Source organism: Streptomyces sp. NPDC044033 (assembly GCF_056434425.1).
Map to the genome: position 1 here is coordinate 90,133 of NZ_JBWKFF010000009.1, position 13,419 is coordinate 103,551.

Here is a 13,419-nt window from a genome sequence, read left to right on the forward strand (position 1 = left end):
CCACCCTCCATCCCGCTCTATCCCGCTTCAGTCAGGAGCCGCAGATGCCTCACGTGCCGCAGCCGGAGCAGCCGGAGCAGCCGAAGCACCTGCCCACGGCCGGGTTCCTCTACCCCGGGCATTCGGCGGAGGACGACTATCCGCGCCTCGCCTCACTCATCGGCGGCGTCCGGCTGCCGCTGGTCCACACCGACATCGGCGAGGACGCCCACCGGGTGGACGCGCTGCTGGAGATGGGCTCCGCGGCGCGGCTCGTGGCGGGGGCGGCCGAGCTGCGGCGGCAGGGCGCGGGCGCCGTGGTCTGGGCCTGTACGAGCGCGAGCTTCGTCTTCGGCTGGGAGGGCGCGCACGACCAGGTCCGCGAGCTGTCGGCCGCGGCGGGCCTGCCGGCGTCCAGCACCTCGTTCGCCTTCGCCCACGCGGTACGGGCCGTGGGCGCGGAGCGCGTCGCGGTGGCGGCGACGTACCCGGCGGACGTGGCCGAGTACTTCACGGCCTTCCTGAAGTCCGCGGGCGTCGAGGTCGTCGCGGCCCGCGGCAGCGGCATCATCACGGCCGCCGAGGTCGGCACATGGGGCCGCGAGGAGGTGCTGGACCTGGCGCGCGCGGGCGACCACCCCGCGGCCCAGGCGGTCCTCCTCCCGGACACGGCCCTGCACACCGCGGCCCACCTGCCCGCGCTGGAAGCGGCCCTGGGCAAGCCCGTGCTCACCGCCAACCAGGTCACGGCCTGGGAGGGGCTGCGCCTCATCCACCATTCGGCGGCCTGCCGGGACCTGGGCACGCTCTTCGGGGGCCCGGCGCGGGCGTGATCGGAGGCCGGTCCGGGTGCGGCTCCATGAGCCACCGGGAATAAACGGAGAGATTCTCCGGTTATCTCGCTGCGACAGACAGAGCGACCGGAGAGGCGGGCCACCGTGGCCGACGCAGTGGACCAGGGCAACACCGACGACACCGTCCGAGGGAGGGCCCACGGCAGCGCGCCCGTACCGCTGTCCGTACTGGACCTCGCGACGGTCGGCAGCGGGCTGACCGCGAGCCAGGCGCTGCGCACCACGGTCCGGCTGGCACAGCTGACCGAGCGGCGCGGGTTCCAGCGGTTCTGGGTGGCCGAGCACCACTCCATGCCCGGCGTCGCGTCGTCCTCCCCGGCCGTCATCCTCGCCCACCTCGCCGCGCACACGGACCGCATCCGCCTCGGCTCCGGCGGCGTGATGCTCCCCAACCACGCGCCGCTCGTCATCGCCGAGCAGTTCGGCACCCTCGAAGCCCTCGCACCGGGCCGTATCGACCTCGGCCTCGGCCGCGCCCCCGGCACGGACGGCGCGACCGCCGCCGCGCTGCGCCGCACCGACCGGCTCCACGAGGGCGCCGACGACTTCCCGCAGCAGCTGGCCGAGCTGACCCGGTTCCTGGACGACGACTTCCCCGGCGGCCACCGCTACGCCCGTATCCACGCGGTCCCCGGCCCCGTGCAGGGCAGCGTCCCGGGCGGCGTGCAGTCGCCGGACCGGCCCGTCGTCTGGCTGCTGGGCTCCTCCGGGTTCAGCGCGCGCCTCGCCGGGGCGCTCGGGCTGCCGTTCTCCTTCGCCCACCACTTCTCGGCCGCCAATACCATCCCCGCGCTCGACCTCTATCGCGAGTCCTTCCGCCCCTCGGAGGTCCTCGACCGGCCGTACGCGAAGATCGGCGTGCAGGCGTTCGCCGCCGAGGACGAGAAGGAGGCGCTCCGCCAGGTGCGGACGGGCGCGCTGTCGATGCTCCGGCTGCGCACCGGCCGGCCGGGCCTGGTGCCCTCCCCCGAGGAGGCGGCCGCGTATGAATACAGCCCGGCGGAGCGGGAGTTCGTCGACAGCTGGCTCGCCGACGTCGTGCACGGCACGCCCGACGAGGTACGCGCGGGGCTCGACGGGCTCGTCAAGCGGACCGGCGTGGACGAGCTGATGATCACGGCCAACGCGCACGGGCGGGAGGCGCGGCTGCACTCGTACGAGCTGATCGCCGACGCGTACGAGCTGCCGCACATCCCGGCCCCGGACCGCGCGCCCGACGCGGGCTAGTCCGTTTCTGATGGCTCCTGGCCGCCCGTCCGGTGACCGATCGGCCTGGCGCAAGCGCCCCGTGAGGCGCCGAACGGCTCGGTGAGCGCGTCCTCATCCGGCCCGGAGAGGGCTTCCAGAGCCGTCAGGAGCGGGCCAGGAGCGGGCCAAGAGCCGATGCCGGGCGACTGGCAGGCACGCTCGCGGCGTTGCCGAAGGTCCTGGTAGTGGAGCTGCCAGGACCTTCGGCACCTGGCCGGATCGCACGCACCGGACGCCGCGCGCCGATCCGGCCAGGGACGCGCCGACCCGGCCAGGGAGCCGGCACCGGCGCTAACCGTCGTCGGCCGGATGGCTTTCGTCGGCCGGCCGGCTGTCCTGCGCGGCCGGGTCCGCGTCGGCCGGGTGGCCCTCGGAGATCACCAGCGCGGAGATCAGCTCCGGCGTCACCGGCCTGGAGTAGAACCACCCCTGCCCGGTGTCGCAGCCGATCCGCCGCAGCCTGCGCGCCTGTTCGGCGCTCTCCACGCACTCCGCCGTGACCTTGAGCCCCAGCCGGTGCGCGAGTTCGACCAGCGCCTCGACGATCGTCTCGTCGGCCGGGTTCGGGTGCTCGTCGGTCCGGAAGCCCCGTACGAACGAGCCGTCCAGCTTGAGGGCGGAGACCGGCAGCCGGCTGAGATAGGCGAGGTTGGAGTAGCCGGTGCCGAAGTCGTCGATGGCGATGGCCACCCCCATGTCGCTGAGCTGCTGGAGCTGTTGCAGCGGCCGGCCGGCCGAGCCCATCACGGCGGACTCGGTCAGCTCCAGCTGGAGGAGGCGGGAGGGCAGCCCGGTCTCCCGCAGCACGGTCGCGACATCGGCGACCAGGTCCGAGTCCCAGACCTGGCGCACCGCCACATTGACGCTGACGGTGATCGGCGCCTCGGGGTGCGCGAGCTGCCAGCGGCGGGCCTGGCGGCAGGCGGTCGCCAGCACCCAGCGGCCCAGCGGGACGATCGCGCCATTCTCTTCAGCAAGTCCGATGAACCGATTCGGCGCCAGCGTGCCGAACTGCGGATGGCGCCAGCGCACCAGCGCCTCCACGCCGTGTACGGCACCGTCGTCCAGCCCCACCAGGGGCTGGTACTCCAGCACGAACTCGTCCCGGTCCACCGCCGGCCGCAGCGTGCTGGACAGCGCCTGGCGCGTCATCCGGTGCGCGTTGCGCTCCGGGTCGAAGAGGGTCCAGCGCGCCTTGCCGTCCTCCTTCGCCCAGTACAGCGTGGTGTCCGCGGCCTGCATCAGCTCGGTGGCGTGGGTGCCCACGGACGGCCGCTCCACGACGCCGATGGACGCCGAGACGGCGAGCCGCTGCCCCGCCACGTCGAACGGCCGCTGGAGCGCGGCCAGCACGGCCGCCGCGAGGTCCGAGACCTGATCGGTCCCGGAGGAGCCCTCCACCAGGAGCGCGAACTCGTCGCCGCCGAGCCGCGCCACCAGATGGCCGCCGGGCGCCGCGCACTCGGTCAGCCGGTGCGCGACCTCGGTCAGCAGCCGGTCGCCCACCCGGTGGCCGAGCGTGTCGTTGACGGCCTTGAAGCCGTCGAGATCGAGGTAGCAGAGCCCGATCCGGCCGCTGCCGCCGAGCTCGTACGTCGCCGCCTCCAGCGCCATGGACAGCCGCTCGAAGAAGAGGCCGCGGTTGGGCAGCAGGGTCACCGGGTCGTGCATCTGGAGGTGGCGCAGCCGGGCCCGGAGGTCGTGCCGCTCGCTGATGTCGGACACCGACAGCAGCGTGTTGCAGCTGTCGGGGAGCGGTGCGACGACGATCTCGGCCCACAGGGAGCCGCCGTCGGGCTGGGCGAGCCGCCGGGTGCAGCGCAGCCGGTCGCGGCGGCCGTGCAGCACCTCGCGGTACGCGGCCCAGGTGCGCGGGTCCGCGCGCAGGTCGGCCAGGTCCGCGGCGGGGGTGGCGGTGAGCCGGGCGGGCTCGGCGCCGAGCAGCGCGCCGAGCGCCGCGTTCGCGGTGAGGATGAAGCCGCCCCGGTCGACGACGGCCATCGCCAGGTGCGCGCCGTTGAAGGCGGCGCGGTAGTCGGCGAGACAGTCGGGCCGGTACTCGGCGCGGTAACCGGCGCGGTAGTCGCCGGAGGATGCGCTACGTTCAGTGATCGTTGGCAGCGCCGTTGAGGGCACGCTGCCCTGGCCGTCGGGGGTTCCGCTCACCGCTCGCTCCCGCGTGGCTGTGCTGGAAATGTGGCGATCATAGAGCTTCACGCGAGGGCCGTTCCAGTGACGCATCCGTGATCAACGGCACTCAGGGTGAGCGTTTGACCGGTTCCGATCGGTTGATTGAGGACTGTGTCGACTGGCTGATCGCACGTGACTGAGTGTTACTTACCCCGTAAAGGGCCGAGTCACTCGACTGGGGCAGTGGAACAGGGCGTACCACCGCGAACCGCCACAGGGTGGGTGGGTGTCCCGATTCCAGCCCGGGAGGTCGACGTGGTGCGTTCGCAGCCACCCGAGGGAGTGCACCGGTCACGGCTGCGCCGCGCCGCCGCCCTGCTCTCCTCCCTCTGCGCGGTGATCGCGTCCAATGTCGTCGCGGCCCCCGTCCAGGCGGCCACGGCCGCCGGACCGTGCGCGCTGCCGCGCAGCGAGGCCCACCACTCCGAGGGCCTGGACTCCTGGGACCCCGCCTACCCCCGCCCCCGCGGCCGCCTCAACGCCGTCATGGTCTTCCTGTCCTTCCCCGACGCGGCCCCCGCCACCAGCCCCGGCGACCTGGCCGCCGACCACTTCCCCGGCACCTCCCGGTTCTTCGAGCGCGCCTCGTACGGGAAGTTCCGGCTGAACGTGCACCCGGTGAAGCGCTGGCTGCGGATGCCGCGGAAATCGACCTCGTACCGGATACAGCGGGACTGGGACGCCCAGCACCGCTCCACCTACCTGCGCGACGCCGTCGCCGCCGCCGACCCCGCCGTGGACTTCAGCCGCTATGACGTCGTCTACCTGGTCGCCGACCCCGACGCGCCCGGCGTCGTCTCGGACGCGACCAAGGTCATAAACCTCGACGAGCCGATCTCCGTCGACGGCGCCGGGCTGAGCCGCATCGTCACGGTCTTCGAGCACCACCCGCCCGACCGCAACGTGCTCGCACACGAGACCCTGCACGTCTTCGACCTCCCCGACCTCTACCACCGGCCGGACGACGGCAAGGGGGACTGGGACACCCACGTCGGCGACTGGGACCTCATGGGCAGCCAGTTCGGACTGGCCTCCGAACCCTTCGGCTGGCACAAGTGGAAGCTCGGCTGGCTATCCGGGCGCCAGGTCGACTGCGTCCGCGGCCCCGGCACCGGCCTGCACGTCCTGGAGCCGCTGGAGGCCCCGATGCGGCCGGGCGCCGACTACCGCACCCGGCTCGTGGTGGTCCGTACGAGCTCCACCGAGGCCGTGGCCGTGGAGGCGCGCGGCGTGGGGGGCAACGACGCCGGGGCCTGCGCGGAAGGGGTGCTCGTCTACCGCGTACGCAGCGACACCGCGTCCGGCGGCGGACCGGTCCAGGTGCTGGACGGGCACCCCCGGACCGACGCGTGCGTGGGTGCCTCGGTCTACCCGCCGCTCGCCGACGCCCCGCTGGACATCGGGGAGAGCTTCGGGTCGAAGGCGGACGGGGTGCGGGTGACGGTGGAGGGCCGCACGACCTCGGGGGCGTGGACGGTGAAGGTGACCACGGGGTGAGCCCGCGCCGGCGCCCAGGGGCATGACGCAGGCTCTGATACGGGACGACGGAGGGCCCCTCGCTTCCGCGAGGGGCCCTCCGTCTGTCTGTGCGCCGCCAGGGACTCGAACCCCGGACCCGCTGATTAAGAGTCAGCTGCTCTAACCAACTGAGCTAGCGGCGCGTGCTGACGTAGAAGACCTTAGCACCCCCGCGCGGGGAAGCGAAAATCGATGGGTTTCAGCTCGGTGCAAGTGCGTGTTGGCTGGTCGCAGGGGTGTCGGCGAGGGCGGAGAGGTCCATGCGCGCCGCCCGTACGCACCCCCACAGCAGCACTTCGGGCCCCGGCAGCCAGGGGTGCCGTACGTCGGGGGCGACCAGCCAGCGGGACGGCGGCCCGGGCTTCGTGTCGGCCTCCGGGGCATCGAGGAGATCGACGGGGAACAGCGGCGGCACGGTCACCGCGTCCCCCTTGCCGTGGCACAGCGGCGGCGGCACCATCGCGCGCCACTCCTCCCAGTCCAGCAGCGCGGGCAGCCGCTGCGCCGTGCCGGTCGCGGCGAACAGCAGGACGCGCCCGCGCTGCGCGGCGATGGGCCCCGAGCCGGGCCCGTGCGACCACAGCTGGTTGGCGAGCCGGCGGCCGAAGAGCGCGGGGACGCTGATCACGTCGAAGGCGGTGCCGCAGGGCAGCACGACGGGCGCGGCCGGATCGGCGGCCCAGAGCGCGTGCACGCTGCGCGGGAACGGGCTGGACGAGGCGAGCCAGTCGGCGCCCGCGAGGGTGACGTAGGCGGCGGTGTGGCGCGGGTGGTGGGGCCGGCTCTGCTGGTGGGACTGGTGGATCTGGCGGATCTGGTGGGGTCGTCGGGGGAGGTGAGAGCGGGTGGGACGGATGGGGGACGGATCGCGGGGCCAGGTGTTCATGTCCGACAGGTTTACCGGTACATGGAGTTCCGTTTTTGTGGATTGGTGGAAATCGGGACGGGGCGGGGGGTGGTGCAGTACCGTCCGCCCTCGCATATGCCAGCGGCTCATGATCGCGGGGATCATGAGCCGGAGTGGGCGGGGGTGCGGCCTCGGGCGGTCGGCCGGGACGGCCGGGGCGGCCGGGGTGGGCGGCCGGGGCGGACGGCCCGCGGGCGTGGGCCCCGCGCCCGGCCCGTTCCCGCGGCCGGGCGCGTACGGCCGTCGGCGGGCCCGTACCGCGCGGGCCGCGCCGTCAGGCCGTGGGCGGTGTGCCGCCGCGCAGCAGGCCGCGGCCGAACTCGATCATCTTCTGCGCGTAGTCCTCGGTCCAGTCGGCGCGCTCGCCGATCGAGGACGCGGAGAGGCGGTCGAAGCGCTTGGGGTCGGCGAGGTGGGCGGCGGCCAGCGCCTGGAACTCCGTGGCCCGGTCCGCGGCCGCGCGAAAGGCCAGCGTCAGCTCCGTGGCGCGGGAGAGCAGCTCGCGCGGATCATCGATCGATTCGAGGTCGAAGAAGTGCTCGGCCTCCGCGACCGACTCCGGCGGCTCGAAGAGCAGGGGCGCGGGTTTCATGCGCCGCGGCGCGGCCTCGCGCGCTTCGGCTGCCGACTGCGGCTCGGACATGTGCCTACCTCCAGAATCGTGTGCCGCGTTCCATTGTCCCGCCCCGCGCAAGTGCGCCCTGGGGCAACGGTGCGTTTTGTACGCCTCACCGGACCGTTCAGCCCAGGCCACAGGGTTGTTCCGCTCGTATCACCGCGATGCCGGGGGAGCGCGGCCGCGCGGCGGAGGCCGCCCTCGTCACGTGTCGGCCGCGGGCTCGGAGAGCCATCGGCGCCGCTCCCGGGTGAGCAGGTCAATCCCCGTATGCGGCGGGAATGCCAGGTTCCGCAGCGGCCCGTGCCCTCCGCTCGTCTCGCGCACCGCATCGCCCTGTCGCGGCCCACGCGCGGACGACGCGCGGCCCACGCGCGGAGCGTCAGGAAGCGGAGCGGCTGCCCGCGTCGGCCCGGCTGCCCGCGTCGGCCCGGCGCCCCGCTCAAGGGCGCCAGGACACGCGGTGCCCGGACCAGTGCTCCCACGTGGCGCACATCGCCTCCCACCCGTCGGGAAACTTGACCGCCACCCCCAACTGCACCGGTTCTGCCGACGGATGCTCGTCCAGCAGCTCGGCCACCCCCGCCCGGCACACCACGATGCACGCGTGCCGGTGGCGCGAGGCCAGCACGCACAGCCGGCCGGTCTCCAGGTGGAACGCCGTGGCGTCCGGGCGGCCCGACAGCGGATGCAGCATCACCGTCACATCGAACTCGCGGCCCTGGAGCCGGTTGGCCGTGTCCACCGAGACCCCGGACACGCCCAGTTCGGCCAGCGCCGCCCGGACGGCCGCGGCCTGGTCGCGGTGGGCGGTGCCCACCGCGAGGCGGTCGGGGGTCAGCGGCACCGGGTCCGGCGAGCGCTCGCTGACCGCCGCCCCGCCGCGGTCCAGCAGCCGCCGGATCACCAGCGCCACGGCCCGTACCGCCTCCGGGTCTGTGCGCGGCGTGCTGCGCGCGGGCAGTTCCAGCAGCCCCCACCCCGACTCCGCCGCCTCGTCCAGCACCCTGTCCGGCCCCGAGCCGTCGGAGCGCACGCCGAAGGAGAGCCGCCGCTCGCCCGGGCCCGTGCCGCTGCGGAAGGGCGTGTACGGGTAGAAGGCGTCCGAGACCAGCGGCGCGGCCGAGGCGGGCAGCCGCCAGGAGACGGGGAGCCGGTGCTGGGGGAGGCCGGGGTTGTGGGCCAGCAGGGTGGACACCGCGCTCGCGGACGGGTCGTACGACAGCCCCGCCCACTGGCCCGTGCCGTCGGGGCCCACCACGCTGAACGGGTCCAGCTGCCCGGGATCGCCCACGAACAGCGCCCGCTCGAAGAGCCCGGCCACGGCCAGCAACGCGTCCGAACGCATCTGGTACGCCTCGTCCACGATCGCGTGCCGCCACGGCTCGACGCCCTTGGTGTGCGCCCACTTGGCGGCCGTGGAGATCACGATGTCGAGCCCCGCGAGCGCCGCCGCCTTCGAGGACTTCACGACGGAGGGGTAGGCGTCGAGGGCCGGATCGTAGGGGTGCGGGTCGTTGCTGTGCAGCCGGCCCACCGGCAGCTCCGGGTCCTGGCTCGCGAGCCGGTCGACCAGGTCGTCCACCTGGGCGTTGGTCTGCGCGACGATCATCAACGGGCGACCGGCGGCGGCCAGTTCGCGGGCGGCCCGTACGACGAGCGTGGACTTGCCCGCACCGGGCGGGGAGTCGACGACCACGCCACGGTGCGTGCCGTGCAGGGTGTCCCGCAAGATCGCGTCCGTCGCGGCGGCGGCCGCGGCCCCGGGGCCGGACGCGGGGTGGGAGCCGGTCACAGAAAGTCCTCCGATGTCACGGGGTCGGGCTCGGGCGCGGTGCCGGTGGCGGGCGCGCGTACGGGCGCGGCGCCCGGACCCTCGGCGTCCGCCTCCGCTCCCGGGGCGGTCGGCGGGCCGCCGTGCGTCCACGGCGTACGCTCCGGGTCCGGCAACTCCGGCCCGCCGCGCGGTGCGTGCTCGAAGAGCGTCCAGCACACGCGGTCGCCCTTGTCCGGGACCGAACCCGGCTCGGGGACCTTGCCGCGCCCCATGCCGCCGGTCACCCGCACGACCAGCGCGCCCGGTTCGTACCCCGCGAACTCGGCGGTCTGCGTCTTGCCGTCGGCCAGCGCCCGGTAGAGCTTGGCGCGCTCCTCCAGAAACGGGCGGTCCTCGGTATGGACCGTCAAGAGGGGCCGCGGGCGCGGAACCTTCGCCTCCGTATAGGCCATCAGCACGTCGGTCACCTCGCCCGCGAACGCCTCACCGGCCAGCCGCCGCCCCGCCATCACCAGCGGATCGTCCAACGCCTCCTGCGCGTCCAACTGCGCCTGCGCCGTCTCCCGCGCCGACAGCTTCTGCGCCGCCGTCACCGCGTCGTCCCGCTTGGGCTGCGGCGGCTCCCCGGCCCGTACGCGGTCCCGGTGGGCCGTGTACGACCAGCGGTCGCGCTTCCAGCGGTCGGGGACCCGGCCGCCCTCGGGCAGCGCCCGGAGCAGGTCGATCCCATGCCACATGGCGTCCCACGTCGGCCGCAGCTGGGACGCCACCAGCTCGCGCACCTCGTGCTCGGCGGCGCCCAGAGCCTCGTGCGCGGCCCGCTGCCGGGCGCGCGCCGACCCGGCACGGCCCCCATCGGGCGCCGTGCCCGCCGTCGGGTCCCCCTCGAACCGGCCGCGGGCCGCTTCCAACGCCTCCGCGCGGGCCGCGTCGTACCGCGCGATGGCCGGGGCGAGCCGCTTGTTGTCGAAGGCCGGGTCGGTGGCCGGGCCGGCGGGCGGCGTGGTCAGCAGGCCGTCCGGCCCGCGCTCCAGCTCCGCCCGCAGCGCCGCCTCCGCGCCCGTCGTCCCCCGCGGCGGGTCTATCCAGGCGAGCAGCGCGCCCAGATGCTGATCCTCCAGATTGCTCTGGCCCGTCGCCCAGTGCCGGCCCAGCACTTGAGTCATGGCCAGCAGCAACGAAGAACCGGGCACCCGCGCGCGCTCCCCGATATGCGTCAGCCAGCGGCCGAGCAGCGGTACGCGCGGGGGAGCGGGGTACGGCGTGTCAGGGTCCTGCTCGGCGGTCCGCCGGAACCGCATGGACCGGCCGAGCAGCCGTACGTACTCCACGCCGGCCGCGCTCGGCACCAGCAGCTGGGGCGCGTCCGCGCACAGCTCTACCTCGACCTTCACCTTCTTCCCGGTCTCCGGGTCCGGCTCGGCGCGCTCGGCCGCCTCGACGTCGTCGGCGTACGCCTCGAAGTGCGGCAGCACCGCGTCGGCCAGGTCGGCGAGGAACGCGAACCGCAGGTCCCGGTCGCGCGGCTGCGCCACGACCAGCAGCCGCGGCGACTCCCGGTCCGTCCCCACCAGCGCGCCCAGCGGCGCACCCGCCTCGCCCGCGGTCGTGAGCGGCACCAGCACCAGGGGCCGCTCGGCCAGATGCCGGTGGAGCACGGTCGCCCCGGGGCGCGCGTGCCCGTCCTCGGCGGCCTCCATCCGCGCCAGCGTGGTGATCAGAGACATGTGCCCTCCTCAGAACCCGGGTCAGCTCCCCGGCCGGGCGCGCGACGCCTGGGCCGCACGCGCGCGGCGTCGCCGGAACGCCCTGGTGGCTCCGCCGCGAGGACCTTCCGGCGCCTTGCGGTCGTACGCTCCGGCCGCCGCGCGCCGACCCGGCCCGGGGCATGCCCCGGGCTCTTACGGGCGGGCGGCGTCAGCCGCATCCCGCACCTCCCGCCGCCAGCGCCTCCGCCCGCAGGGCCGCCGCGCGCCGCAGCGCTCCGACGGCGGGGTCGTCGGCGTCGCCCGCCTCCCCGCGGGCGGCGGCCAGAACCGCCTCCACGGTGGTGAGATCGCCCAGTTCGCCGCGCGCCCCGCGGCCCAGGGACTCCACCGCCCCCGCCTCGCGGGTCCGCTCCCGGCAGTGGAAAGCCAGCTCGCAGACGGCCAGGCAGTCCGGCGCGTACGCCGCGTCGACCGTCTCGACGGCCGCCAGCAGCTCCTCGACGGGCCGGGTCGCGGTCCGGCCGTCGTCGGTGAGCCGCAGATCGAAGGTGGTGCCCTCCGGGAGGGCTGCGGCGAGCGCCTCGACGCGGGTCAGCCGGGACAGCTGCCGGCGCGTGGTGGCGAGCTGCTTGCGGATGTCGACGAGCTCGGCCGTCGGCACGTTGGAGAAGTCCTTGGGGCACACCAGCAGCACCTGGTGGGCCACGCGCGACGCGCCACCGGTCGGCCGGTCCGCTGCCCGTCCGCCCCCGGGCGGCTCTGCCCCGTCCCCGGGCGGCTCCACTCCGCCCCCGGGCTCTTCCGCCTCGCCGCCGGACCGCTGCGCACCGGCCTCATGCCGCTCCGCCGCCTCGCCGAGCGCCAGTGCGTACACCGCCGCCTGCCGCGCCGCCGCGCCCACCTTGGCGGCGTCGGCGGCGCCGTCCACCATGGGGAAGGACTTGATCTCGACGACGGTCCAGCCGCCGTCGGGGTGGACCACGACCGCGTCCGGTTCGAGGTAGGTGGGGGAGCCGGCGACGGGCAGGGCCAGCATCGGGTGGTCGAGGAACGCCCATGCGCCGGCGGCCGTCGCCTCTTGAAGAGCCAGCTCCGTACGGGCCGTGCGGCCCACGGGGCCCGCGGCCGTCAGGTCGGGGGCGGCGACCGGGCCGGGGCCGGGCGCGGCGGAGCCGTCTGCCAGCCGCTCGTGGAGCAGCCGGATCAGCTCCGCGCCGCCGTCGGCCTTGACCTTGGCCTCGAAGGAATTGCCGCGCGCGAGCGCGAACTGCGACTGGCCGAACGAGGCGGGCGTCCCCAGCGCGCGGGCGAGCGCGCCCTTGTCGACCCCGGCGCCGTCCAGCAGCGCACGGCGGCCGCAGCCGGGGTTGGCCGCCAGCGCCGCCAGGGCGCGGGCGTCGAGCGGGCGCGGGGCGCTGCCCGGCCCGCGCAGCTCAGCGAGCCGCTGGCGCAGCGCTGTCGGCGCGGGCGCCGCCGTGGTTGTCGGCGGCGTCGGTCCGGGCCGCCTGTCGAGGGAACCGTTCACCTGCCGAAGTCTCGCACCCGCCACTGACAACGGCTCCAGGCGCAGGCGTTTCGCCAGGTGATCCGGTGTGTGCGGCGGCTGAGCCGGTGTGCGCGGCGGTGCGGGGCGCACGCGAGAAGGGGTTCCCGATCCGTTCGGCGAGCCGCAGCGCGGGCCGGGTCAGCAGCAGCCCGACGCCCATCACGGCGACGCCGGCGACGGCGTCCAGGAGGTAGTGGTTGGCGGTGCCCATCACGACGATCGTGATGCCCAGCGGGTACGCGACGCCGGCGATCCGGGCCCAGCGCCCGCGCCCGTACCGCCACAGCACGACCCCGCACCACAGGGCCCACCCCACGTGGAGGCTCGGCATGGCCGCGTACTGGTTGGTGAGCCCGCCGAGGCCGCGCGGCGCGCTGGCGTCCCCGCCCCACCAGCCGTACGACCCGTACTGCGCCATGGTGTCGACGAACCCCTGGCCCGCCTCCAAGAGCCGCGGCGGGCTCGTGGGCAGCAGCGTGAAGCCGACGAGGCCGATGAGGGTGGCGATCATCAGCCAGGCGCGCAGGAAGTTGTAGTCGGCCGGGCGGCGCTTGAAGACCCAGATCAGGATCGCCGGCGTGATCAGGTAGTGCAGCGACGCGTACGCGAAGTCGGCGGGTATGCCGAAGGCGGCGTGGTGGGAGAAGAACCGGTTGAGCGGATGCTCCAGGTTTATCCGCAGAACCTTCTCCATATGGAGGATGGACAGCCCGTGGTCGACGGCGGAGCTCACCTCGCCCCGGGCGAGCAGCCGGCCCGCAGAGTACAGGACGTACACCACGGCAATGAGGGGGAGCTCGGTCCACCAGCGAGGCCGCTTCCCGAGTGCGGGGGTGTGGGACATCGCGACGCTCTCCTGTGTTCTGGCGGCATGACAAGCGCGCATGCAACCGTACGGTGTACGCGAAATCCCCCGCACACCGCCCTTCGACTTCCTGTCAACACCGCGTTCATCTGCGGCTACGTTCGCGGCTGTGGCGTATGAGGTAGGAGACGTCGCCACTGGCCTCACGGTTGCCTCGGCGGCCGGTACGCGATGATGGACGGTGGAGAGATCGCCCCCTGTCAGGAAATC

The 13,419-nt window shown here is 74.5% G+C and carries 10 protein-coding genes and 1 tRNA gene; 3 read left to right on the forward strand and 8 right to left on the reverse strand.

All coding sequences use genetic code 11. The annotated features are described in order from the left end of the window. Nucleotides 1-44 precede the first annotated feature (44 nt). Nucleotides 45-812: a maleate cis-trans isomerase family protein gene (locus AC07AB_RS17975; RefSeq protein WP_478567376.1), complete on the forward strand. Its 768-nt coding sequence runs from the start codon at nt 45-47 to the stop codon at nt 810-812. A gap of 105 nt (nt 813-917) precedes the next feature. Continuing rightward, nucleotides 918-2,060, forward strand: coding sequence for an LLM class flavin-dependent oxidoreductase (locus tag AC07AB_RS17980; protein ID WP_478567379.1), 1,143 nt, complete (start codon nt 918-920; stop codon nt 2,058-2,060). Between the two features lie 312 nt (nt 2,061-2,372). Here AC07AB_RS17980 and AC07AB_RS17985 read toward each other — a convergent pair whose 3' ends face one another. Continuing rightward, on the reverse strand, nt 2,373-4,082 hold the full coding sequence (locus AC07AB_RS17985; RefSeq protein WP_478567864.1) for a putative bifunctional diguanylate cyclase/phosphodiesterase: 1,710 nt from the start codon (nt 4,080-4,082) through the stop codon (nt 2,373-2,375). A gap of 444 nt (nt 4,083-4,526) precedes the next feature. On the opposite strand from AC07AB_RS17985, the gene AC07AB_RS17990 reads away from it, so the two are divergent. Then, on the forward strand, nt 4,527-5,768 hold the full coding sequence (locus AC07AB_RS17990; RefSeq protein ID WP_478567382.1) for a M6 family metalloprotease domain-containing protein: 1,242 nt from the start codon (nt 4,527-4,529) through the stop codon (nt 5,766-5,768). Nucleotides 5,769-5,858: 90 nt separating this feature from the next. Here the strand turns inward: AC07AB_RS17990 and AC07AB_RS17995 are convergent. The 7 genes from AC07AB_RS17995 to AC07AB_RS18025 form a co-directional block, all read right to left on the reverse strand. Next, a tRNA-Lys gene (locus AC07AB_RS17995) sits at nt 5,859-5,932 on the reverse strand. A gap of 56 nt (nt 5,933-5,988) precedes the next feature. Then, a complete protein-coding gene (locus tag AC07AB_RS18000; RefSeq protein ID WP_478567385.1) occupies nt 5,989-6,675 on the reverse strand; it encodes a bifunctional DNA primase/polymerase in 687 nt (228 codons plus the stop codon). A 295-nt stretch (nt 6,676-6,970) separates the two neighbouring features. Then, nucleotides 6,971-7,339 (reverse strand): hypothetical protein, encoded by a 369-nt coding sequence (locus tag AC07AB_RS18005; protein WP_478567388.1) that lies wholly within the window; start codon nt 7,337-7,339, stop codon nt 6,971-6,973. A 415-nt stretch (nt 7,340-7,754) separates the two neighbouring features. Then, nucleotides 7,755-9,107: an AAA domain-containing protein gene (locus tag AC07AB_RS18010; protein ID WP_478567391.1), complete on the reverse strand. Its 1,353-nt coding sequence runs from the start codon at nt 9,105-9,107 to the stop codon at nt 7,755-7,757. Further along, on the reverse strand, nt 9,104-10,816 hold the full coding sequence (locus AC07AB_RS18015; RefSeq protein ID WP_478567394.1) for a hypothetical protein: 1,713 nt from the start codon (nt 10,814-10,816) through the stop codon (nt 9,104-9,106). The genes AC07AB_RS18010 and AC07AB_RS18015 overlap by 4 nt, the downstream gene beginning before the upstream one ends. A gap of 190 nt (nt 10,817-11,006) precedes the next feature. Next, nucleotides 11,007-12,323 (reverse strand): hypothetical protein, encoded by a 1,317-nt coding sequence (locus tag AC07AB_RS18020; protein ID WP_478567397.1) that lies wholly within the window; start codon nt 12,321-12,323, stop codon nt 11,007-11,009. Further along, nucleotides 12,232-13,188 (reverse strand): phosphatase PAP2 family protein, encoded by a 957-nt coding sequence (locus AC07AB_RS18025; RefSeq protein WP_478567400.1) that lies wholly within the window; start codon nt 13,186-13,188, stop codon nt 12,232-12,234. The genes AC07AB_RS18020 and AC07AB_RS18025 overlap by 92 nt, the downstream gene beginning before the upstream one ends. Between the last annotated feature and the right edge of the window lie 231 nt (nt 13,189-13,419).